This is a genomic window from Xanthomarina sp. GH4-25, from assembly GCF_045363175.1.
Taxonomy (GTDB): domain Bacteria; phylum Bacteroidota; class Bacteroidia; order Flavobacteriales; family Flavobacteriaceae; genus Xanthomarina.
This window is the reverse complement of sequence record NZ_JBJFLO010000007.1, coordinates 193,278-216,008: the sequence shown is the minus strand read 5'-3', so window position 1 is coordinate 216,008 and position 22,731 is coordinate 193,278. Positions and strand designations below refer to the sequence as shown.

The 22,731-nt window shown below is 33.7% G+C and carries 20 protein-coding genes; 14 read left to right on the top strand and 6 right to left on the bottom strand.

The window, feature by feature from the left end:
* Position 1 precedes the first annotated feature (1 nt).
* From ACI5KZ_RS12020 to ACI5KZ_RS12005, 4 genes are all read right to left on the bottom strand, one after another.
* Positions 2-934, bottom strand: a complete 933-nt coding sequence (locus ACI5KZ_RS12020) for a DUF58 domain-containing protein (RefSeq protein ID WP_406847754.1) — start codon at positions 932-934, stop codon at positions 2-4.
* 28 nt (positions 935-962) lie between these two features.
* The gene (locus tag ACI5KZ_RS12015; protein WP_406847753.1) at positions 963-1,931 is read right to left on the bottom strand and encodes an AAA family ATPase; all 969 of its coding nucleotides are present in this window, start codon (positions 1,929-1,931) and stop codon (positions 963-965) included.
* A gap of 170 nt (positions 1,932-2,101) precedes the next feature.
* Entirely contained in the window at positions 2,102-3,640 is a 1,539-nt protein-coding gene (locus tag ACI5KZ_RS12010; protein WP_406847752.1) for an arylsulfatase, read from the bottom strand.
* A 127-nt stretch (positions 3,641-3,767) separates the two neighbouring features.
* The gene (locus ACI5KZ_RS12005) at positions 3,768-4,655 is read right to left on the bottom strand and encodes a hypothetical protein (protein WP_406847751.1); all 888 of its coding nucleotides are present in this window, start codon (positions 4,653-4,655) and stop codon (positions 3,768-3,770) included.
* A gap of 336 nt (positions 4,656-4,991) precedes the next feature.
* Here ACI5KZ_RS12005 and ACI5KZ_RS12000 point away from each other — a divergent pair, with 336 nt between their 5' ends.
* From ACI5KZ_RS12000 to aqpZ, 14 genes are all read left to right on the top strand, one after another.
* A complete protein-coding gene (locus ACI5KZ_RS12000; RefSeq protein ID WP_406847750.1) occupies positions 4,992-5,852 on the top strand; it encodes a peptidyl-prolyl cis-trans isomerase in 861 nt (286 codons plus the stop codon).
* Complete coding sequence (locus ACI5KZ_RS11995) at positions 5,842-7,995, top strand: hypothetical protein (protein WP_406847749.1); 2,154 nt, start codon at positions 5,842-5,844, stop codon at positions 7,993-7,995. The genes ACI5KZ_RS12000 and ACI5KZ_RS11995 overlap by 11 nt, the downstream gene beginning before the upstream one ends.
* Positions 7,992-8,648 carry an ABC transporter ATP-binding protein gene (locus ACI5KZ_RS11990; RefSeq protein ID WP_406847748.1) on the top strand — a complete coding sequence of 219 codons (657 nt, stop codon included), beginning with the start codon at positions 7,992-7,994 and terminating at the stop codon, positions 8,646-8,648. Before ACI5KZ_RS11995 ends, ACI5KZ_RS11990 begins: the two co-directional genes overlap by 4 nt.
* Positions 8,645-9,823, top strand: a complete 1,179-nt coding sequence (locus ACI5KZ_RS11985; RefSeq protein ID WP_406847747.1) for an ABC transporter permease — start codon at positions 8,645-8,647, stop codon at positions 9,821-9,823. The genes ACI5KZ_RS11990 and ACI5KZ_RS11985 overlap by 4 nt, the downstream gene beginning before the upstream one ends.
* Before the next feature lie 18 nt (positions 9,824-9,841).
* Positions 9,842-10,774, top strand: coding sequence for a metal ABC transporter substrate-binding protein (locus tag ACI5KZ_RS11980; RefSeq protein ID WP_406847746.1), 933 nt, complete (start codon positions 9,842-9,844; stop codon positions 10,772-10,774).
* Positions 10,775-10,917: 143 nt separating this feature from the next.
* A complete protein-coding gene (locus tag ACI5KZ_RS11975) occupies positions 10,918-11,643 on the top strand; it encodes a DUF2092 domain-containing protein (RefSeq protein ID WP_406847745.1) in 726 nt (241 codons plus the stop codon).
* Positions 11,644-11,671: 28 nt separating this feature from the next.
* Positions 11,672-12,751 (top strand): DUF6515 family protein, encoded by a 1,080-nt coding sequence (locus ACI5KZ_RS11970; RefSeq protein ID WP_406847744.1) that lies wholly within the window; start codon positions 11,672-11,674, stop codon positions 12,749-12,751.
* A 21-nt stretch (positions 12,752-12,772) separates the two neighbouring features.
* Positions 12,773-13,759, top strand: coding sequence for a transporter (locus ACI5KZ_RS11965; RefSeq protein ID WP_406847743.1), 987 nt, complete (start codon positions 12,773-12,775; stop codon positions 13,757-13,759).
* The gene (locus ACI5KZ_RS11960; RefSeq protein WP_406847742.1) at positions 13,756-15,621 is read left to right on the top strand and encodes a DUF3604 domain-containing protein; all 1,866 of its coding nucleotides are present in this window, start codon (positions 13,756-13,758) and stop codon (positions 15,619-15,621) included. The genes ACI5KZ_RS11965 and ACI5KZ_RS11960 overlap by 4 nt, the downstream gene beginning before the upstream one ends.
* Positions 15,622-15,641: 20 nt before the next feature.
* Positions 15,642-17,537 (top strand): DUF3604 domain-containing protein, encoded by a 1,896-nt coding sequence (locus ACI5KZ_RS11955; protein ID WP_406847741.1) that lies wholly within the window; start codon positions 15,642-15,644, stop codon positions 17,535-17,537.
* 230 nt (positions 17,538-17,767) lie between these two features.
* Complete coding sequence (locus ACI5KZ_RS11950) at positions 17,768-18,556, top strand: neuromedin U (RefSeq protein ID WP_406847740.1); 789 nt, start codon at positions 17,768-17,770, stop codon at positions 18,554-18,556.
* A 336-nt stretch (positions 18,557-18,892) separates the two neighbouring features.
* Entirely contained in the window at positions 18,893-19,444 is a 552-nt protein-coding gene (locus tag ACI5KZ_RS11945; protein WP_406847739.1) for a hypothetical protein, read from the top strand.
* Positions 19,445-19,464: 20 nt separating this feature from the next.
* Complete coding sequence (locus ACI5KZ_RS11940) at positions 19,465-20,502, top strand: HAD family hydrolase (protein ID WP_406847738.1); 1,038 nt, start codon at positions 19,465-19,467, stop codon at positions 20,500-20,502.
* A 176-nt stretch (positions 20,503-20,678) separates the two neighbouring features.
* Positions 20,679-21,368 (top strand): aquaporin Z, encoded by a 690-nt coding sequence (gene aqpZ / locus ACI5KZ_RS11935; RefSeq protein WP_406847737.1) that lies wholly within the window; start codon positions 20,679-20,681, stop codon positions 21,366-21,368.
* Between the two features lie 50 nt (positions 21,369-21,418).
* On the opposite strand, the gene gldC is transcribed toward aqpZ, so the two are convergent.
* Entirely contained in the window at positions 21,419-21,748 is a 330-nt protein-coding gene (gene gldC / locus ACI5KZ_RS11930) for a gliding motility protein GldC (RefSeq protein WP_109309712.1), read from the bottom strand.
* Positions 21,748-22,710, bottom strand: coding sequence for a gliding motility lipoprotein GldB (gldB, locus tag ACI5KZ_RS11925; protein ID WP_109309713.1), 963 nt, complete (start codon positions 22,708-22,710; stop codon positions 21,748-21,750). Before gldB ends, gldC begins: the two co-directional genes overlap by 1 nt.
* Positions 22,711-22,731 lie beyond the last annotated feature (21 nt).

Sequence of the window (22,731 nt, the reverse complement as noted above, 5' to 3'; positions counted from 1 at the left end):
TCTAGTGTTGTGTTTGCCTGTTAAACAATTGAACCAATTGATTTTCTAATTTATCAACGGTATTAATTTTAAAAAGGGTGATATTGTATTTCTCAACCTCCGATTTAAAGTTATTGTAATTAGTTTCAAAATCTGAAGCTAAATTGGCAACTACTTTTTTGTTGCCCTTCATTTGAAGTTGATGGGTAATATTACTCAAGGTCATTTTTGTTTTTGGCAATTCGACTTCCAAAGGGTCGTAAATCTTAACCAAAATCACATCATTATGTTCTGAAATCTCGCTTAAATGCTTAATAGTTTGTGGGTCATACCTATAAAAATCGCTAATAATGACCACCATAAAATCATGGGTAATAATATTCCGAAGTTTGCTAGCCATTTGACTTAAAGAATCTGAAAAATCAAATGATTTATGTTCGTAAATGGCTTTATTGGCATTTACAATTTTCTGAAAAAACTGCAAGATATTTCTTCGGTCTCGCTTGGGGGTAATTAAATCGTAATCGGCACCTTTAAAAACCATACCTCCTATTCTATCGCCTCCTTTTAATATTTTATAAGCAACAATTGCAGCTAGCTCTCCAGCCACAACGGCTTTGGTTTTATGTGTAGACCCAAACCCCATTGTTGCTGATTGATCGACAAAAACAAAAGCGGGTTTTTCTTTTTCTTCAGTAAATACCTTAGTGTGTGTTTTTCCTGTTTTGGCCGTAACATTCCAATCGATATTTCTAATATCATCACCTCTAACATAAGGTCTGGACTCTTCAAAATCTAAGCCTCTACCTCGTAATTTTGAAGTATAACGACCTGATAAAATACTATTAGATTTCTGACTACCTATTTTAAAATTTAAAACGGTATTTAGCCATTCAAACTTTAAAAGATGTTCGAGTGTTAAAAACACATTCTTATTTTCAACAGGTTTTTTCATGGAAAGCTATTAAAGTAATAATGAATTATTAAGCAACAACAGCTACTTGTTCAATAATTTTATCAATAACTTGATTTACTGTAATACCCTCTGCTCGTGCTTTATAACTTAAAGCGATTCGATGTCGTAATACATCCTTAATCACATTATGAATATTGTCAGGCGACACAAAATTATTGCCTTCCATCCAAGCATTTACACGACTACAACGGTCTAATGCTATAGTTCCACGAGGACTCGCTCCAAAATCGATTAAATCGCGTAATTCTTTATTATAACGTTCTGGAAAACGGGTAGCAGCAATAAGACTCACCATGTATTTTTCTAATTCCTCTGTTACTTTTATTTTATTTATTTCAGTACGAGCATCAAATATATGCTGTTGTGAAATGGTTACATTTTCTTCAGTTTTAAAGGATTTATCGTTCTCTTGTTTATTTAAACGTAGAATCCCTAATTCGGAAGCATCATCTGGATAATCAATAACCACATGCATGATAAATCGGTCCATTTGTGCTTCTGGCAATGGGTAAGTTCCTTCCTGCTCAATCGGGTTTTGGGTAGCCATAACCATGAACAATTCTGCCATTTTATAGGTGTTTCCAGAAACAGTTACCTGACGTTCTTCCATGGCTTCTAATAAAGCAGATTGTACTTTTGCTGGAGCACGATTAATTTCATCGGCCAAAACAAGGTTACTAAAAATAGGTCCTTTTTGAAACAGGAACTTCTCCTTTTCTGTAGGTTGATAAATTTCTGTTCCTGTAATGTCTGATGGCAATAAATCGGGTGTAAATTGAATTCTGCTCAATTCGCAATCCAAATGTTTGGCCAAAGTTTTTATAGCACGCGTTTTTGCTAACCCAGGCAAACCTTCAAGTAGCATATTACCGTCTGCTAATAAAACCAATAGCAAACGATCTATCAATTGATTTTGTCCAATGATGGATTCGGACATTTTTGATTTTAGGCTTAGAATAGCTTCGTGTGGTGTCATATTGAAAAGAGTCTTTTTAACAATTGATGGTAAATAAAAAAACAGTCAAAAAAATATCTAGACATAAGTAAAAAAGCTGATCTATTTAAATAAATGAGATCAGCTTTTTATTAATATATAATATTATTCTATTATTTTTTTGAATTGCTTTTTCATAGTAATATTAAGTTTTAATTATTTTTGGGAGAAGATAAAGCTTCCATGGTGTCACCTAAATTAAAACTTGCAGCTTTCATTCGTGGAGGATATTGTTCAAATGTTGCTATAAACTTACCGACATATTCAGCAGCTGGAAGTAATAAAAACACATGATCTAAATACCAATCCCAATATGTATTTGAAGTTATTGTAGCAAATTCATAAGGGTCTCTACGTAAATTATATATCCAAGGAATTCTTGTAGTTACCATTGGTTTTGACCACGTATCTAGAGTTCCTGGAGATTCTTGATGCATAAATGTTACTTTCCAATCGTTATAACGTAGTGCCATTAATTCACCATCATCAGAGAAATAAAACAATTCTTCACGAGGTCCTTTATCTGTCTCTCCAGTTAAAAAAGGCAAAAAGTTATAACCATCTAAATGAACTTTAAAAGTTTTTCCATTAGCAGTATGTCCATTTAATAATTTTTCTTTAATGTTTGCATCTCCTGCAATGGCAACGTATGTAGGCATCCAATCTAAACCAGACATAATTTCATTTGATACAGAACCTGCTTTAATTTTACCAGGCCAACGCACCATAGCAGGTGTTCTCCAACCACCTTCCCAGTTGGTATTTTTTTCACCTCTAAATGGGTTTACACCAGCATCTGGCCATGTATTTTTATGTGGTCCATTATCTGTACCATATTGAATAATAGTATTGTCTGCAATCCCTAATTCATCAATTACCTTTAAGAATTTACCAATGTGCATATCGTGTTCAACCATACCATCGCCGTATTCATTTTGACCAGAAATCCCTGTTAATTCAGGCTTAACATGGGTTCTAAAGTGCATACGTGTTCCATTCCACCAAACAAAGAAAGGTTTCCCAGAAGCTACCGTTTTTCTAATAAATGCAATGGCAGCATCTGATGACTCATCATCAATAGTCTCCATTCTTTTTTTAGTTAGGGGTCCCGTATCTTCAATTTTACCGTCGGCTGTCGAGTGAATAACACCTCTAGGCCCATATTTCTTTTTAAAATTTGGAAATTTATTAGGATCTGGATAATCTCTCAATTCTGGCTCTTCTTCAGCATTTAAATGATAAAGATTTCCAAAAAACTCATCAAAACCATGATTTGTTGGTAACATTTCATCACGATCTCCTAGATGGTTTTTTCCAAACTGCCCAGTTGCATAGCCCAAAGGCTTTAATAGTTCCGCAATGGTTGGATCTTTCTCTGAAATACCTTCTTTTGCTCCTGGCATCCCAACTTTACTTAACCCTGTTCGAAGAACACTTTGTCCTAAAATAAAGGTAGAGCGTCCTGCCGTACAGCTTTGCTCAGAATAATAATCTGTAAAAATCATTCCTTCATTTGCAATGCGATCAATATTTGGTGTTCGATAGCCCACCAATCCCATAGTATAGGCACTAATATTAGACTGACCAATATCATCACCCCAAAGGACTAAAATATTAGGTTTATTTTGAGCAAATAAGCCTACTACAATACCACACGTAAATAGAGCAGTTAAAATTCCGTTTTTTCTCATATTAATGTTTTTAAGTTAAAAAATAATAAAAATCAATAAAGGCACTCCCCAATATTTCATTTAACATAACAAAATTAACACATTTTTAAGAAAAAAAACAAACTAAAAAGAGGACATTAAGAGGACATTAAAATTTATTTATATATGTTTCTAATCGTTTAGATTTATCCAAACCTAACTTAGTTTTTAAACGGTATTTTTTCTTTTTTAAACCTTCTTTAGAGATATTTAATGTGTTACAAATTTGCTCTGTATTCATTTTTAATTTAATTAGTGCACAGTAATCCTGTTCAGACTTTGTAATATTTGGATGACTGTCTAAAAGAGTTTCATAGAATGACTTGTGTAAATTATTAAACAGCAGCTCGAATTTGTGCCAATTATCTTCAGAAAACAAAAAAGTACTATTTATTTCTTCTGACAATTTTGATATAGTTTTTAACACAACCTGGTCTTTTGCATTTTGTTTTAAATCATCTAATTTTTTAGAAATTGAAGCCAACACATCTTCTTTTTGCTTATCTTTTAAAGTGAGAGTTAATAATTCTTTTTCTTTTCGTTCACGTTCTAAACGCTCATTACTCAAATCTTTATAAGCTTGTGCTAAAGCACTAATATCTGAACCAACTCCCATAAAGTAACTTTCGCCCTTGTAATTAAACCCATATCCTTCGAATACATAAGAAACTTCTTTGCCAGATTTTGTAAGAAAATTAGCGTATACTTCTTTTACGTAATTTTGAGTTTTTATTTTGCTTACACCATTTATAATAGATTGTTTTGAGTTCTCAGCAACAAAAAATAGTGGAAGCTTATTAAAAGACTCTTCAGCACTATAACCTGTTACATTTAAGTGTTGTTTGTTACAAGTAAACAAACGAAACACACCCTTGTATTCTTTATAAACATAAAATACTCCTGGAATATTATCTATTAATTTTTTGCTAAAAAATTCTTGATTCACAAACAAATCTAAATTTTTAATAAGCTGCTCATTCATGATAAATTGTGCCATAAAAGCGAAGATATTAATTATTTATTCTTAAGTGATATCACAAATAAAAAATAAAAAAAAATGTTTCTAATAACTAATAATGCGCCTTACTAATTCGAGATAAACAGAATTTTAAGAACATATTTTTTATTGTAAAATTAAAAACATCCTTCCTTTACTTTAAACATTAGGCTTTTTTTATTTTTTTGAAGACGAATAATAATTGTTCTGTAAGGTTACAAGTTCAATAAAAAAAACAATACTTAGATTTGGTTTGTTTTATATTCATTTCTAGATGAAAACTTGTAGCAATTTGTAAATTTACCTATTTTTCAATTTTTATACTTAAACTTAAAAATGAACAAGTTATTAAATCATCCCGTTATTCATATTTTAATTTTCGGATTACTCCTTGGAATCATTTTAATCACTGTTTTTGGCGCCAAACTCCCTTCAAAAGAAGACAAACGTATTATTATTAATGATGCAGATTTCGCCCATATTCTAGCCTCTTGGGAAAAAACATGGCAACGACCACCTACTAAAGAAGAATTTCAAAATGTATTAGAAAATTATGTTCGAGATGAAGTAGTATATCAGGAAGCCTTAAATCAACATTTAGATGAAAATAATGCCAGTGTAAAACGCTCATTGATTATGCAAATGAATATGCTTGCGGAAAGTCAAGGAAGTTCTGAAAACATTACAGAAGACGATTTAAAAGCCTATTACGAATTGCGAAAGGAAAAATACCTAAAACCAGCAGAAATAACATTTTCACAAATTTATTTCAGCAATAAAGTTGAAAATTCTAAAGACGTTTTAGTAGCAATAAAAAACCAGTTAAACGCCAATAACACAACTCCTGACAATGTTTCTGATGTAGGTGAATCCATTATGTTAGAATCCAATTTTAAAAACATTGCTACCAATAAAATAGATTATACACTTGGCGAAAATGTAAGCCAGCAACTTTTAGAATTACCTTTAAACAGCTGGCAAGGACCAATCGCCTCATCTTTTGGAAGTCATTTGGTTTATATTAGTCAGGTAAATCCTGAAGAGCCGCTACCAATAGAAGCTGTAAAAAACGAATTATTACGTGAACTGCAATATGAAGGTAAGGATGCTGCTAAAGAGCAATTTTACACGGAACTTATGCAACAATATGAGATTATTTACAAAGGAGAAATAAAAGAATTCTTCAATGAAAAATAGCCTCAAGCGTTTTTTAGCGATTTCAATTTTTAGTTTGTGCTTATTGGCGCCTTTGGCATTAAAAGCAGACATCACCTTTCCTGCACGATTGGAAATTACGGAAATATCGCCTGGCATTTACGAGGTGTTTTTTGTACTCCCAGTTATAAATGGGAAAGTACTAAAAGCCCATCCCGTTTTTCCCGATGCCTTTACCATTTTAGATGAACCTAAAATTGAAGGCGACAATAATACCAAACGTATGACCTGGCGTGTGAGTTGTGATCCTGATAAAATTTCAGGGTTGAAAATTGGTATTGATGGTTTATTAGGCAGTCCAACAGATGTGTTTTTTAAATTAAGTTTATTAAATGGTCGCTCGTACGATACCAAATTAAGTCCTGCAAGTGCTTTTTACATGATTCCGGCTCCTCCAACGTTTTTAAGCTTAACCAAGGAGGCCTTTATAAATGGGATTCAACTGGTTTTATCGTTCAATGTTTTCTACTTATTTCTTTTAATTTTATTACCATTTTTAACCAATCGATTCCTTCAAAAGCTCCTCATTATTTTTGGTGTTTTTAGTTTATTAGGACTTTGGTTGAGCATTCAGGAATATTTAGTATTCTCCAAATATCACTTCGCTTTTATACTATTATTAACGAGCTTATTTAGTGCGTTCAACCTTTTAAAGCTACCAAAAACAGCCTTTAAAGACGCTACAACAGCAACCTTTAGTTTGTTATTAGGATTAGCTTATGGGGGTGTTTTAAGTCCACATACAGATTTAACAGGTTTTACCTCCAGTGATGTTATCACATATTTAACAGCCATGATTCTAGGCGTTTTATTAGGTCTAGAACTTATAGTTTTAATGCTAAAAGAACTAATAATTCTCTTGACATATTTATTCAAAAACAAAACCGAACCAATTTTTGCTTATTCTGTTGGCATACTATCGTTTGCCTTTTTAATTTATGAATGCAGTTTGTATATCACAGCTCCTTCTATGCTACCAAATTTGCCTCTGGTACTAATCGTTTTTGCCCTAGTTGCCAGTTTTAGTTTGAAGCGAATAAACCATGGCAACACCTTGGTAAAAACCATGCTTTTTTTAGCGCCTTTAGCCCTAGGAATTAGTTTTGGCTTTCAAGGAATTCAAATACCGTTTGCCTTTACAATTTTGTTAGGCTGTATTTGGTTTTTGTTTTTAAGTTATTCTTATACTAGCCTACAAACAAAACTGTTTCAACTTTTTATTCTAACTTTAGCTGGAATTTTAACAGGAATGCTTTTAGCCGAATATACTAGAGATTCTCTATCATTTGCATTAGGTCAAACCACTGGATATCTTATTATTTTACTGTTGTTTTTAACGAATATTTTACGTGTTAAAACTGAAACGACTTCGGAAAAGTCAAGACCTTATAAATTCATTATCACCTTAATCATCTTTTTAAGTTTGATTTATATTTGGTTTCAAGGCTTTTCTTCAGAACTATTTCAAACCATTCAAACAGATTTCACTATGGGTTTATTACACCTTCCGGTGCTTTCTATCATACTCCTGATACTGGTTTGGGTAGCTTGGCCTCGTTATAAAAAAATCCATAAAGCCATGAATATGGAACGTAAAAAACCCATGTTAAGTTATTTATTTTTAGGCTTGGCACTTTTGTTAATTCCTATTACAATTAAAGCTTCTAATCCTTGGCATGTTTTTGAAGAACCGACACAGGCTGAAGTCCAACAAATAACCCAACGAATTCTAACCAATGCCTACACGGCCTTCAATTTAAAAGATGAAACACAACTTTTCACTATCCTTTCTAATAATTTAGAAGGCGCACTTGTAGATAATGTGTATTTAGATAGCAGAAGACGCTTAACCATGGGGTTGAAAGATGGTGCTGAAGTGACCGTGGAAACCGTGGTCGTTTCAAATATTGGTGAACGATTACCAACAGACGATTTAGCAACCGTTTTTAAATATCCAACAGAATGGACCGTTACAGCCAGAGTGAGACATTTACAGCATGTACATTACAGACAAAATAAGTATCTTGGTGAAATTACTTTGAAAATAAGTGACAATGTTTGGAAAATTTCAAACATGACACTTACGAGTGAAGATAGAACCATAATTTCAGCGAATAATAAATGATAACCTGCAGCAACATACAGTTTCAATATCCACAAAGCGATTTTGTTTTCAGCTTAAAAAATTTGAGTCTTGAAAAAGGGCAACAAACGGCTATAATTGGTCCAAGTGGTTGTGGAAAAACAACTTTCATCAATCTTATTTCTGGAATTTTAACACCCGATTCTGGAACTGTCACTATAAACGATATCACACTTTCAGATTTCAATAAAAACGAACGTCAAGATTTTAGAATTGCTTCCATGGGACTCATTTTTCAAGAGTTTGAATTGTTAGACTATTTACCGGTTTTTGAGAATATCCTATTACCATATCGTATTAATAATATGCTCACCCTAGATATTCATGTTAAAAAGCGTGCTGAAATATTAGCCGAACGTGTGGGACTAAGGGACAAACTAAAACGCTATCCTAAAAATTTATCGCAAGGCGAACGGCAACGGGTGGCTATTTGTAGAGCCTTAATAACAGAACCTAAAGTACTTTTATGCGATGAGCCTACAGCCAATCTAGATCCTACAAATCGTGATAATATTATAGATATATTAACCTCTTATTGCCAAGATAGTCAAACCACATTGGTGGTAGTAACACATGATCATGATGTGTTGCCACGTTTTAAAACAGTCATCGATTTAAATACGTACATCTCATGAGGCATCAATTATTTTTAGCATGGAAATACTTGCAATATCATTGGGTGAAAACTACCATACTCATCCTTTCCATTAGTTTTGTGCTATTTATTCCTTTAGGCTTAAACACCTTATCTAATAAGGGTTCCAAAGACATGATGGCTCGTGCTGAAAGCACACCGTTATTAATAGGTGCAAAAGGCAGCGAAACCGAATTGAGTTTGAGTGGCTTATATTTTAAAGCAAACAGTCTTGAGGCCATTCCGTTTAAAACGGTTAGCGAAATTACAGAGACCAATTTAGGTGATGTGATTCCACTTCATTTAGAATATTATGTCAAGGAATTTCCTATTGTAGGAACAGCTACTAGTTATTTTAAATTTCGTAAAACATCATTTCAAGCTGGTCGTTCTATGGCTATCTTGGGCGAATGTGTATTAGGAAGTAAAGCAGCCGAAACTTTAGGTGTAAACGTTGGCGAGACCGTAATATCTTCACCCAAAAGCGCTTTTGATGTTTCAGGAAGCTACCCCTTAAAAATGACGGTTGTTGGTATTTTAAATCACACAAATACAGCCGATGACGAAGCGGTATTTACAGATATTAAAACCACTTGGGTTATTTCGGGATTTGCTCATGGTCATGATGATGTTTCAGAAAGTACAGCTGATAGTTTACTTCTCTCAAAAACAAAAAATACAGCTATTGCCAGTCCTGCTGTGTTAACTTATAATGAAATTACACCGGAAAACATTGCCTCCTTTCATTTTCATGGAAATCCAGACGCGTTCCCAGTTCAGGCACTTTTAGTCAATCCGAAATCCAAAAAAGACGGTTTAATTTTAAGAGGTCGCTTTGAAAACCATCCGAATAATTTACAAATTGTCGTTCCAACCATAATCATGGAGGAATTATTAGACACAGTTATTTCAGTAAAAAACCTCTTGTTTCTTGCGGCTTTAAGTATTGGTTTAGCCACTTTAGTCATCGTGACCTTGGTGTTTAGCCTATCCATAAAATTACGCAGTGGCGAAATTCACACCATGAAACGCATTGGCAGCTCCAAAAGTACCATATTTAATATTATTGGATTGGAAATCTTACTAACCATCGCCATCAGTATGATTCTCGCATTGACTTTGGTGATTCTTTTAAATGCGTTTGGGCCCTATTTAATTAAAACTTTTATTCTCTAAATTTTTATTTTTATTCTTATGAAAAAATTATCATTACTCTTTATTGCTGTTGTTTTTATGATAGCCTGTAAAAATGATTCCAAGGATTCTTCAGAATCTGAACAAGTTGTGGCTACTAAAAAACCGGTAGTTTATGTTTCCAATTTCCCATTACACTATTTTGCTGAACGCATTGGAGGCAATCAAATAGATTTGCGTTTTCCAATGAAGAATGCCGGATCTATTACCAATTGGAAACCAGAAACCGAAACCATTACCAAGATGCAGGAAGCTGACTTTGTTTTTATTAATGGGGCGTCTTTTGAAAAATGGCTTATGAGCATTTCATTACCAGAATCCATATTAATAAACACCACAAGAGATTTAGAAAGCAGTCTGTTAGAAAGTGGTAACGTATTTACCCATAGTCATGGAGAAGATGGCGCACATGAGCACAACGAAATAGCATCGCTTACATGGCTAGACTTAGAGTTAGCGAATAAACAAGCTGAAGTTATAGCCAATCATTTAATGGTGAAATTCCCAGAACATAAAGTAGAATTTCAAACGAATTTTGAAAAACTATCTGAAGATTTATTAGGGTTAGATTTAAATTTCAAAGAACTCACCCATACCAATCCAAGTTTAGCAGTTGTGTTTTCGCATCCTGTGTATCAGTATTTTGAAAAAGCTTATGATTTAAAAGGCAGAGACTTACATTGGGAACCTACTTACGAATTAAATCATGATAGGAAACATGACATTGAGCATTTAAAAAAAGATGAAGATTTTAAATTTTTGATTTGGGAGGCTAAGCCACTAACAGAAACTCAAACAAAATTGGAAGAAATGGGTATTTACAGCATCGTTATAAACCCTGTGTATTCCGTACCAGAAAACAGTAATTATTTTAAAGAAATGCAATCAAATTACAACCAATTGTCGAAAATTTTCAATGCGTTAAATGAATAAAAAATGATTTTAATTAAGGAATCATTATTTAATTTTTAATGGCTTTTATTATATTTACATATAGAACGTTTGTCTATATTTTAAAAGACACACAATTAATCAATGAAACTTCAGCTATTACACAAACCAAAATATCACAAACTATGAAAAAACAATTATTATTAATTTGCTTATGTGTTTTATCCATATGCATTCAAGCACAGGACTCTAAACAAATAGACTCCACAGCTATTTTTATTTTGGATAAGATGAGCGATGTTATTGGTGATTTAAATTCAGTAAGTATATCTATGAATAGTTCTGTAGATAAACTAAATGACGACAGTAATATTGAAAAACATTATAATCATAGTGAAGTAACTATGGTAGGACCAGACAAACTTATTGCCAGAGTTTTAGGTGATAAAGGGGATCATGCATTTTGGTATGACGGCGAATTCATGACTTATTATTCATTTAATGAAAACAATTATGTGACGCTTGAAGCACCTGATAATATCATCACCATGATTGACAGTATGCATACACGTTTCAATTTTAGATTTCCAGCAGCCGATTTCTTTTACCCTTCTTTTACCGATGACATTATGGATGATTTTGATTCCATAAAATATTTAGGTCAAAAAACAATTGATGGAGAACCTTGTTTTTATATCATGGCTACCAATAAAGACACAAATGTGCAACTTTGGATTTCAAATTCAATGAAAACCTTACCAAAACGTATGGTTATTATTCAAAAAGACAAAAACAACATGCAATACGAGGCTAATTTTTTAAAATGGGATCTAAATCCAGAAATTCCAAATTCGGTTTTTGAGTTTACACCTCCCCCAAAATCAAAATTAATAAGCATTTTAGAAAAATAATCCATTGTACATTCAAAAACAAATCAACATGATACAACATATATCAATCTCAAAATTTAAAGCAGCAACTTTTATCTTGCTTTTAACTTTAATCTTGCCATTACAATCTATCGAAGCACAACGTATGGGACATAGGGCTTCTCGTGGAGGTGGCGGTCATTCCATGTCAAGAGGCGGTGGACATACCATGTCAAGACCCGCTAGCAGACCAACAAGTAGACCAAAAACCACTAGACCTACTACTTCCAATAGAACTCCATCTCGATCTATAAATGGAGGACATACAAAGACTAATAGTCGAAATTTCTCAAAGCCTTCGCATACAACTAATAGACCAGCAAATAATAGAGCTTCAACTAGTAATGCAAAAAGCAAAGTTGCCGATAGAAAAGGTTCAAATAGTGCACCTAAACTAAATACAAACTCAAGAAATCATAAAACTTCTAATGTAAAAACTAGAAATAATAATAAGGTAGGTAACAAAACACATATTGGAAATAATAATGTCAATATCAATGTAAACAACAGCCATAATAACATTAGAAACACGCATGTAAGAAGCAGTTCGGTTCGGTATAACAGACCTCCTTATCGTTATGGTGGACATAGTTATTATTGCCACAGACCATATTATTATCATCCTTACAGACCTTTTTATTGGGGCCCAGTTTGGCACCCTTGGGGTTATTTTGTAACCACGTTGGCTACAACTGCAATTATTGTAAGCATTGTTGACGATAATAACGATGATAAAGATGAATACCACTATGATAACGGAACCTATTATTTAAAAACCGAAGATGGCTTTGTTGCTGTTCAAGCACCAGTTGGAGCCGAGGTACCTTCTATTCCAAAAGAAGCTGAGGAAGTAACCGTAAATGAAACCACCAATAATTATTATTATGGTGGCGCTTTTTACGAGAAAAATGCCGATGGCTATGTGGTAGTTCCTGCAACTGCTGGAACCATTGTCCCAGGCTTACCAGATGGTGGCGAGGAAGTGAAAATTGGAGATGTGACTTATGTGCAATTTGGAGATACTTACTACCAACCTATTCAAGTAGATGGAAAAAACATGTATGAGATAGTGGAAGTTAAAGCTGAATAATTTGTTGTACAAAATTATATCATGATTGATAAAAAAAGCAAAGTGAAATTTATATTAGTATTTATTAATTTGCTCGTTTTTTCCATGCCTGTTTTTTCTCAAGGCGATGGCCCAAGAGCTCATTTACCATCGCCTAAAAATGTATGGGCAATCAACCCTAAATACCTACATTTAGATCAAAACCTGCTTCCTAACGGTAATATTTTAGTAGAAAACGCGGATATCAATGTGGATGTATTTCCAACCACTTTAGTGCACACATTTAATATTAAAGGTAAGTTTGCACGTGTTTTTGCCATGATAAACCCTGGCTCGTTAACGGCTACTGGAAATTTTGAAGCATCTTCTTTACAAGTTTCTAAAGAATTAAGTGCTAGTGGATTTTCCGATGGGTTTGTTGCTTTTGAATATGGCCTAATTGGTTCACCAGCTCTCAATGCTCTTGAGTTTGCGAAGCATGAACCACAATTCAGTCTCAACGGGTTTTTACGTTATTGGTATTCTGGCACTTATGATAGCAACAAGCTTATTAATCTAGGAACCAATCGTTCAACTTTCGAAATTGGAACAACTATGGCAATCCCATTTCATAAAAATCTTACACAAAATGCTACTTGGTTGGAAATTATGCCAACTGTCCAATTTTATACTGATAATAACGATCCTGCACGATCTTCTAGAGCAAATAAGGTTGAACAAAAACCGCTATTCATTATTGAAAATCATCTCACTCATAATCTTAATAAAAAATTATGGGTTGGAGCAGACTTACGTTATCAGGTTGGTGGTGAAACAGAAGCAGATGGGGTTTCAGACGACAACCACATTAATATTTTAGGAGGAGGACTTAATTTAGGCTATCAAATAATTGCCCCATTATCAGCCTTTGTTGGATACGACACTATAATATTTGGAGATAATAATGCTAGATCCAATATGTTAAGAGTTAGCTTAGTATTTGCCTATATCAATTTAAAAAAAATAAAAGCTTCTAAAACAATTAAATGATGAAAAAAACACTCTTTTTAATTTTAATATTAATCGTTTGTCTAGCTTGTAAAGAAGACAAAAAATCTTCTGTCTCAACAGCTGAAGTAGAAGCAACTACAACTAATAAAAACATAGCAGAAATTCCAACTAACCCATTAAAAGAGGCCTATTTTGGAGAAACTCATATGCACACCATGTTCTCTTTAGATGCTTATATTGGTGGTAACAGAATGACACCTGATGCAGCACTACGTTTTGCTCAAGGAGAAGCCGTAGCATTAGATAAGTTTGGAAAAACATGGCAATTAAAACGTCCATTAGATTTTGCTGCTGTTACCGATCATGCAGAAAATATAGGGGAAGTATACACTATTGTAACTCCTGGCGCTCCAGGTTATAATCTAGAAGCTTCAGAAGCCATTAGAAACGTACCCAATCTAGAAGAAGGCTTAAAACTATTTGTAAAATATGTGGTGAGTAATAATAGAAGTGCCACACCGCAACATCCAGATTTTTGGCAAGGTCCAGCATCCACAATGAATGCGTGGGAAATTATGAACGAAGCAACAGAAAAATATAATCAACCTGGTAAATTTACAACCCTTCATGCTTTTGAATGGTCTGGTGCACCAAATGGTGGAAATTTACACCGAAATATTATTTTTAGAGATACCATAGTTCCAGACTTACCTTATAGTTATATTGATGGAAACAGAGAAACAGACTTATGGAAATGGCTAGGTGAAATTACCCATAACGGTTCAACAGTTCTTGCAATTCCTCATAATTCCAATGCGAGTAAAGGAATGATGTTTGATGCTAATATGCCAGACGGACAACCAATCACTAAAGAATACGCTGATGAGCGTAACCGATGGGAACGAACCATTGAAATCATGCAAATAAAAGGAAGTTCTGAAGTGCATCCACTATTTTGGAAAAACGATGAATTTGCCAATTTTGAAAATGCTAATTCCATGGCTGATTTTAGTGGTAGGAAGTTTGAACAAAAGAACTTTGTTCGAGATGCCTTAAAAAAAGGGCTTCAATATGAAACCGAGTTGGGCGTAAACCCATATAAATTAGGGTTTAATGGTGGAACCGATAGTCACAATGGTTTTATGGCAAACGTGGAAGAAGATAACTGGACGGGTGGTCATGGTCTTGCCGATATGACTGCTGAAAATCGTGTAAGCAATACCGTTGATGGCTGGGCCAAGGTTTACGATACCAATCCAGGTTCTATTACAGGCGTTTGGGCTCCAAGTAACACTAGAGCCGACATTTGGGATGGCATGTATAACCGAGAAACCTTTGCAACCAGTGGCCCAAGGTTAAAGGTAAGACTTTTTGCAGGCTACGGATATAAAGAATCCTATACATCTTATAACGACATGGTTCGCGATGGTTACGAAAAAGGAGTTCCTATGGGAGGTGATTTAAGAATGAATTCTGAAGAAGCTCCTAAGTTTTTAGTTTGGGCCATAAAAGATCCAATGAATGCGAATCTTGATCGTATTCAAATTGTAAAAGGATGGTATGAAAATGGCGAATTAAAAGAAAAAATATACAATGTGATTGCAAGTGATAATCGCTTAAAACCAGATGGGACTGTAACACCAACAGACGCTCTAGTTAATTTAGAAACTGCAGCATTTGACACATCAAAAGGCGCAGCTGAATTCATGACCACCTGGACCGATCCAGATTTTAAAGTTACGGATAATGCCTTTTATTATGCTCGCGTACTGCAAATCCCAACAGCCCGTTGGAATTTATACGATGAAATAAGAGACCAAGTAACATATCCAGAAACCGTAGACAAAACTGTTCAAGAACGTGCTTGGAGTTCTCCTATTTGGTATACACCTAAAAAATAAACACTTAACAACCTCTTAACATGAAACATTCATTTATTACCACAATACTTATATCTACTTTTGTTCTTGCAGGTTGTAATTCCGATAAAAAAAATACAGATACCCAAATAAACTCTGAATCAACAGTAGAGCCTGCGAATAAATCAATACAAACCGAGGGTTATAATGAATTCAGGAATCCGTATTTCGGGCAAACGCATCAACATACAGGCTGGAGTTTTGACGAAGCAATATATAATGTGAAATTAGGGCCAGACAACTCATATCGTCATGCAAGGGGAGAAAAAGTAATGCATCCTTCAGGTTACGAAGTTCAGCTTAAAGTTCCATTAGATTTTATGGTAGTTAGTGATCACTCAGAATACCTAGGCGTATTGTTAAAAATGTTCGACCCAAACAACCCTCTCTCAAAACACCCTATGGCTGGCCCAATTGTTAATTCTGGTAACGACATAAAAGCGTCTACAAAAGCCTTCTACGGACTAGTTTCTGCAACCATTCAAAAAGATGGCTCAACAAAACCAGATAGCATTTTGGATAGTCCTGAATTAAAAAAAACACTTTGGGATGAATACGTAGCTATTACAGATCAGTTTTACGAACCTGGAAAATTTACAACACTTGCTGGTTATGAATGGTCATCGCAGCCTAACATGTCTAATTTGCATAGAAATATTATTTTCAGATCCACAAAAAACTTACCAATTCCATTTTCTTATTTCGATTCACAATTCCCAGAAGATCTTTGGAAATGGATGGATGAACAACGTGCAAAAGGATTAGATTTATTAGCGATACCACATAACGGAAATTTAAGTAATGGGATTATGTATGCTTTAGAAGATAGCTATGGACAACCATTAACGAAAGCTTATGTAGAATCTAGAGCAAGAAATGAGAAATTAACCGAAATTATCCAAACCAAGGGGCAATCTGAAACGCACCCGTCTATTGCTCCTAATGATGAATTTGCTTTTAATTTTGAATTATGGACGAAGCCTGTTGCTGGACCAGGAACCGTGAAAATTGTCGAAACAAACTATGTTAGAAACGCCTTTGAAAACGGGATGGTTTTAGAACAACAATTTGGCACCAATCCTTTTAAATATGGTGTTGTTGGTGGTGGCGATATTCATACATCTATTGTATCACATGAAGAATATGCGCATACAGGAGAACACAATTTAAAATCAGGCACACCAAAAGAACGTTTATTAGAAAACGTTCCTGGAGAACCTTCAAAAATAGAACAAGGAACCGCTGGATTGTCTTGTGTTTGGGCTGAAGAAAACACCAGAGAATCCATTTGGGATGCCATGGAGCGTAAAGAAACATGGGCTACTAGTGGTTCAAGAATCACGGTTCGTGTCTTTGGTGGATTTAATTTTGAAGATACCAAACCTGGCGATACTAACTGGGCAGAAGTAGGATATAAAAACGGTGCACCTATGGGTGGAGATATGCCAAAAGCAACAAATGGTAATTCACCACAATTAATGGTTTGGGCAATGAAAGGTCCTAATAGTGGAAATTTAGATCGTATTCAAATTATTAAAGGTTGGGTTGATGCTAATGGGAAAACTCATGATAAAATTTATAATGTAGCCTGGTCTGACACCGAAAATAGAAAGTTAGATAGCAACGGGTTGCTACCTGAAGTTGGAAATACCGTAGATATTCCAAATGCTTCCTACACGAACACTATTGGAAGTCCAGAATTAAAAACGGTATGGACAGATCCCGACTTTAATGCAAACATTCAAGCGTTTTATTATGTACGCGTATTAGAGATTCCAACGCCTCGTTGGTCTACTTATGATGCCAAAAAATTAGGTATTGCACCTCCAAAAGATTTTCCTGCTACTATTCAGGAACGTGCTTGGACAAGTCCTATTTGGTATACACCATCAAAATAAAACTGTTTTTTTCGAAAATAAAACAACATACCTAATTTGTGCATTAGACATTATATCCAATAGTTATATCTAAACTCGTATGATGAATTAATCTAAAACATAATTTATCTAATAACATCTTATTAGATAAAAAAATATTTTAAGTATCTTTATAGGGTATTACAATATTCTTCCCAAAAATTAAGTAATAAGTCTGATTTTTAGCAAATTATTAATTTAAAAATCAACTCATGAAAAAACTCGTATTACTTGCTTTAAACTTAATATTTATTTCAACACTTAATGCTCAGGAAAACAGAACAAGTGCAGATCCCGAAGATGGTCATGGTTTGGAAGATAAAATCCAAAACCCTATTGCCAACATGGTGAGCATTCCCATGAATTATAACTTATCTATTAATAACGACAATACGAATGTATTAAACATCCAACCAGTTATTCCAGTAACATTGTCTAAAAAATGGTTGTTAATAACCCGAACTATTGTTCCTTTTATGAATGTTCCAACCCAAACAGGCTATAAAAATGGTGTTGGAAACGTCACGTTTCTTGGCGCTATAACACCCGCTAAAGAAAGTAGTTTTACATGGGGAGCTGGTCCTGCAATTATGCTGCCAACAGGTGTTGAAGGGTTGGGTTTTGAAAAATTTTCCATTGGTCCTTCGGTAGTGGCATTAAAACAAACCAATGGTTTTACTTATGGTTTATTATTGCAAAACTTCTTTTCGATTGCAGGCCCTAGCAGTGTAAAAGATGTCAACTATTTATACACTCAAGTTATTTTATCTAAAAAACTTAATAATGGCTGGTACGTCTACTCTAGTCCTAATATTACAGCAGATTGGAATGCACCAAGTGGAAAACAATGGACCATCCCTTTAGGCGCAGGTGCTGGGAAATTGATAACCCATAATAGATATCTTCCCATTAATTTAAAAGCTGGCGTATTTAAATATGTAGCGCATCCTAACGATGCCGATTGGTTGGTTCAGGCTCAAGCAACTTTTATTTTGAAATAATTTAAAACTTAATATACTCACATTTAAAAGAGAACCAAAATACCAATCCACTTTTAAAAAAATATAATTTACTAATTGCCAGACCTATAATAACTTTTTTAAATAAAAATCAAAGGACATACTATTATATTAACTATCAATAAAATATCGCAATAAAATAACTTGTCTCAATGTAGTATAAATGGCATTTAAAAAGAAATTGCTTTATGTAACCATCCTTGATGGTTTTCATTGAATCATTTTAATGAGAGAATTAATATTTCTTTGAAGCTTCAAAGAAATAATTTAATTTTATATTTTAGTTGACAGCGACAAATCCATTATGAGCTATAGTCTATGATGAAATTTTATACGAACTTTTTATTGATTACTCTATTTCTTTTTTCAATTGTTTCTAATGCGCAATCGGAACAAGAATCTTCCGAATTAAAAGAAAGGCATCATTCATTACAGTTTTTATTAGGACATACCCAGATTCAAGAGGCAATAAATGAAGATGGTAAAAGAGCATGGTTATCAGTCCCTTCTTTTGAATTAAATTATAATTTTGAAATCAATGAAAAATGGGCCATTGGACTCCATACAGATATTGTTATTGAAGATTTTAGTGTAGAAACATTTTCTGAAGATAACAAGGTGATTGAGCGTAGTTCTCCCATTGCACCAGCAATTGTAACTTCTTTTAAATTCTGCAATCATTTTTCAGCTTTATTAGGACTAGGTGGGGAATTTTCCAAAGAAGAAAATTTCATGTTGATACGAATAGGAATTGAATATGGTTATGAGTTTCATAAAAATTGGGAGCTAGTAAGCAACCTAACAAACGACTCAAAATTTAATGCCTACAACTCATTCTCTTTTGGTATTGGCATTGCTCGAAAATTATAATCCTTTTAAAAATGAAAATTATGAAAAACATGGCCATTTTAAGCATCTTTTTTTTGCTTTTAACAAGTTGTCTTAAACAAGCAGAAAACAACCAAGTAGAAGTTGTAGCAAAAGATACAATTACCACTAGCGTAGACCCACTTCCCTCTTGGAATGAAGGTGTGACTAAAGATGCCATTATTAATTATGTTGAAGATGTTACGAAAAAAGAAAGTGATAACTATATACCAGAAATAGATAGAATAGCCACTTTTGATAACGATGGCACCTTATGGTCAGAGCAACCAGCATATTTTCAATTATTTTTCGCTATAGATCGTGTAAAAGCTATGGCTAAAGACCATCCAGAATGGAAAAACAAACAGCCCTTTAAAGCCGTTTTAGAAAATGATATAAATTCATTAATGGCTTCTGGCGAAAAGGGACTTATGGAATTGATTATGAAAACGCATGCTGGTATAACAACTGACGAATTTGAAAAACTTGTTACAGATTGGCTTGCAACTGCTAAACATCCTCGTTTTAATAAACCGTATAACGAACTCATCTATCAACCTATGTTAGAACTTTTAGACTATCTAAGAGCTAACCAATTTAAAACCTTTATAGTTTCTGGTGGAGGCATAGAATTTATGAGGCCTTGGGTTGAAGAAGCTTACGGCATTCCCAAAGATCAAGTAGTTGGAAGCAGTATCGCTACCGAATATGATTATAACAATGGAGCCCCAGTTATAAGACGTTTATCAAAAATTGATTTTATAGACGATAAAGCAGGAAAACCCGTTGGTATAAATAAATTTATAGGAAGAAAACCGGTATTTGCATCAGGAAATTCAGATGGCGATTTACAAATGATGCAATGGACAGATTCAAATAGTTATAAATCTTTCCAAATCTACGTTCATCATACAGATACAGAAAGAGAATGGGCATACGATAGAGAATCTCATATTGGTCAATTTAATAAAGGACTAGATGAAGCTTCTGAAAAAGGTTGGACTGTTATCGATATGAAAAACGATTGGAAAATAATTTATCCTTTCGAATTAGAACAATAATCTTCACATTGATATATAAAATATATTTCACTAAGGCTGTATAAAAAATTTAAACGCCTTTTTTATTTAAATCAATTTTTAAATTTTCATGAATTAGGATTTTCTTTTTTTTGTATATTGGATGATAATTTACTAACAATCATTACATTAAATTACTAACCAAACTTTTTTAAAACATGAAAAAATTATTAGCTGAATTTATTGGAACCTTCTGGCTTGTACTTGGAGGTTGTGGAAGCGCTGTTTTAGCTGCAGGCATTCCAGAATTAGGCATCGGCTTTGCAGGTGTGGCACTTGCATTTGGTTTAACAGTATTAACTGGAGCTTATGCTTTAGGTCATATTTCAGGAGCACATTTTAATCCTGCCGTTTCTATAGGTTTATGGATGGGAGGACGCTTCGATGGTAAAGAACTACCAGGTTATATTATCTCTCAAGTTTTAGGAGGTATTGCAGGTGCTGGAGTTTTATATTTAATTGCAAGTGGGCTTGAGGGTTTTAGTCTCTCTAATGGATTTGCTTCTAATGGCTATGGAGAATATTCGCCTATGGGTTATAATATGACTTCCGCATTGGTTACCGAAGTTGTAATGACCTTTATGTTTTTAATTGTAATTCTTGGAGCAACACATAAAAATGCTTCCCCGGGTTTTGCAGGATTAGCAATTGGGTTGTCTCTAACATTAATACATTTAATTAGTATACCTGTTACAAATACATCTGTAAATCCTGCAAGAAGTACTAGTCAAGCATTGTTTGCTGGTGGAGAGTACCTAGGTCAATTATGGCTATTTTGGGTAGCTCCAATTGTTGGTGCTTTATTAGCCGGTCTTGTATATAAATTTATGGCTCCTAACAAGGAATAAACAGATATCTCACCAAGTAATAAGGGGATTGTTTTTTTATAACAATCCTCTTATTTTTTAAGTTCTAATTTTTCTGCAAAATAATCGCAAAAATCTTTCATGGTTGCAGTCATTTTTTCATCCTGAGTTGCTCTATGGAAAGTATCGCTCATGGCAACTAAGGTTTGATGAAAAAATAATTTCATTTCATCGACAGGCATATCTTTTGTCCATAAATCAATTCTTAAAGTTTCTTGAGCTTTACTATCCCAAACAGACAATAACATGGCCTTTGCTTCTTCATTATTAATCCCACCATCATCTGCTGTCCATGATAATTTTTCCGGAACACGATTGTCGTCTAATTCAACTGTTAATTCTATTGTAGATGTAATTGCCATTATTTTTTTGGTTTATAATTTGAATGATTAAAAATTTCTTTTGGATCTTCTTGAAGTAAATCTTTTAAAGAAACGTTATTTCTCTCCATATACGCTTTAACTATTTGCCAACCTATATATTTCCCTATTTCACCAGGAGATTCTTTATCTATATCTTCTAAATAGAACTTTGAAAATGGTGCTGGATTGATAAATCTGTTAGGTAATTTAGAGTCTGTACTAAACAGGAGTTCTTCTTCAACAAAGAAGCGCCAGATTTCTATTTCATTAGATTTAGCCCAATCTAATTGTTCTTCTGAATAGCCTATTTTTTCAGCATCTGTTTTAAATGGAATGATTTTATCTTTAAAGTAAAGTTGCTTCCCAAAATAAATCATTTCATCAAGCAAGTTTTTATTTTGTGGTTGAAAAATAAAATTATTAGCATACCCATTTGCTAAATCTACGACTATCATATCTTTATTAAAATCTTGTCTTAAATACTTCTGAATTCCTCCGTAGAATTTATGGTCACTTCCTAAATACGTATCTAAAGAAATTAATACAATGGTGTCTGTAACAATTACTTTGTTTCTGTAATCGACATTAGAAGTTGTTGTAATAACCCGAGGTGTTTTAAATTCTGGGAAATAGTATTTAAGGTGCTGAAAAAGTTGCGTTATTTCTTTTTTTTCTTCCTTTAATTCTGGAAATATGTTTTGTGTCTCATATGTAAGCTCTTGTTGAAGCGTATCATTGATTTTGGCAAGCCAAAAAGAGTCTGAATATTTTTCAAAAAACATAAAAGGATAAGCTTCTTTTATATTAGGTAAATCTGTAGCAGTTGCATTTCCAAAAGCGATATCAAATCTTTCAATAATATAGTCTACCTTAATTTTAGCAATATCATTTTCAATTCCTTGATCTTTTTGACAAGAAAAAACTGAAAACAAAATAACAAACAATAAAATAAGTTGTTTCATAAAAACTAAAAGGGTGTTAAT

Coding starts and splice junctions, on each gene's coding strand:
- ACI5KZ_RS11970 (WP_406847744.1), top strand. CDS start 11,672: ATGATACAACATATATCAATCTCAAAATTTAAAGCAGCAACTTTTATC.
- ACI5KZ_RS11950 (WP_406847740.1), top strand. CDS start 17,768: ATGAAAAAACTCGTATTACTTGCTTTAAACTTAATATTTATTTCAACA.
- ACI5KZ_RS11960 (WP_406847742.1), top strand. CDS start 13,756: ATGATGAAAAAAACACTCTTTTTAATTTTAATATTAATCGTTTGTCTA.
- ACI5KZ_RS11955 (WP_406847741.1), top strand. CDS start 15,642: ATGAAACATTCATTTATTACCACAATACTTATATCTACTTTTGTTCTT.
- ACI5KZ_RS11940 (WP_406847738.1), top strand. CDS start 19,465: ATGAAAAACATGGCCATTTTAAGCATCTTTTTTTTGCTTTTAACAAGT.
- ACI5KZ_RS11990 (WP_406847748.1), top strand. CDS start 7,992: ATGATAACCTGCAGCAACATACAGTTTCAATATCCACAAAGCGATTTT.
- ACI5KZ_RS12020 (WP_406847754.1), bottom strand. CDS start 934: ATGAAAAAACCTGTTGAAAATAAGAATGTGTTTTTAACACTCGAACAT.
- ACI5KZ_RS11995 (WP_406847749.1), top strand. CDS start 5,842: ATGAAAAATAGCCTCAAGCGTTTTTTAGCGATTTCAATTTTTAGTTTG.
- ACI5KZ_RS12000 (WP_406847750.1), top strand. CDS start 4,992: ATGAACAAGTTATTAAATCATCCCGTTATTCATATTTTAATTTTCGGA.
- gldB (WP_109309713.1), bottom strand. CDS start 22,710: ATGAAACAACTTATTTTATTGTTTGTTATTTTGTTTTCAGTTTTTTCT.
- gldC (WP_109309712.1), bottom strand. CDS start 21,748: ATGGCAATTACATCTACAATAGAATTAACAGTTGAATTAGACGACAAT.
- ACI5KZ_RS11985 (WP_406847747.1), top strand. CDS start 8,645: ATGAGGCATCAATTATTTTTAGCATGGAAATACTTGCAATATCATTGG.
- ACI5KZ_RS11980 (WP_406847746.1), top strand. CDS start 9,842: ATGAAAAAATTATCATTACTCTTTATTGCTGTTGTTTTTATGATAGCC.
- ACI5KZ_RS12005 (WP_406847751.1), bottom strand. CDS start 4,655: ATGGCACAATTTATCATGAATGAGCAGCTTATTAAAAATTTAGATTTG.
- ACI5KZ_RS12015 (WP_406847753.1), bottom strand. CDS start 1,931: ATGACACCACACGAAGCTATTCTAAGCCTAAAATCAAAAATGTCCGAA.
- ACI5KZ_RS12010 (WP_406847752.1), bottom strand. CDS start 3,640: ATGAGAAAAAACGGAATTTTAACTGCTCTATTTACGTGTGGTATTGTA.
- ACI5KZ_RS11975 (WP_406847745.1), top strand. CDS start 10,918: ATGAAAAAACAATTATTATTAATTTGCTTATGTGTTTTATCCATATGC.
- aqpZ (WP_406847737.1), top strand. CDS start 20,679: ATGAAAAAATTATTAGCTGAATTTATTGGAACCTTCTGGCTTGTACTT.
- ACI5KZ_RS11945 (WP_406847739.1), top strand. CDS start 18,893: ATGATGAAATTTTATACGAACTTTTTATTGATTACTCTATTTCTTTTT.
- ACI5KZ_RS11965 (WP_406847743.1), top strand. CDS start 12,773: ATGATTGATAAAAAAAGCAAAGTGAAATTTATATTAGTATTTATTAAT.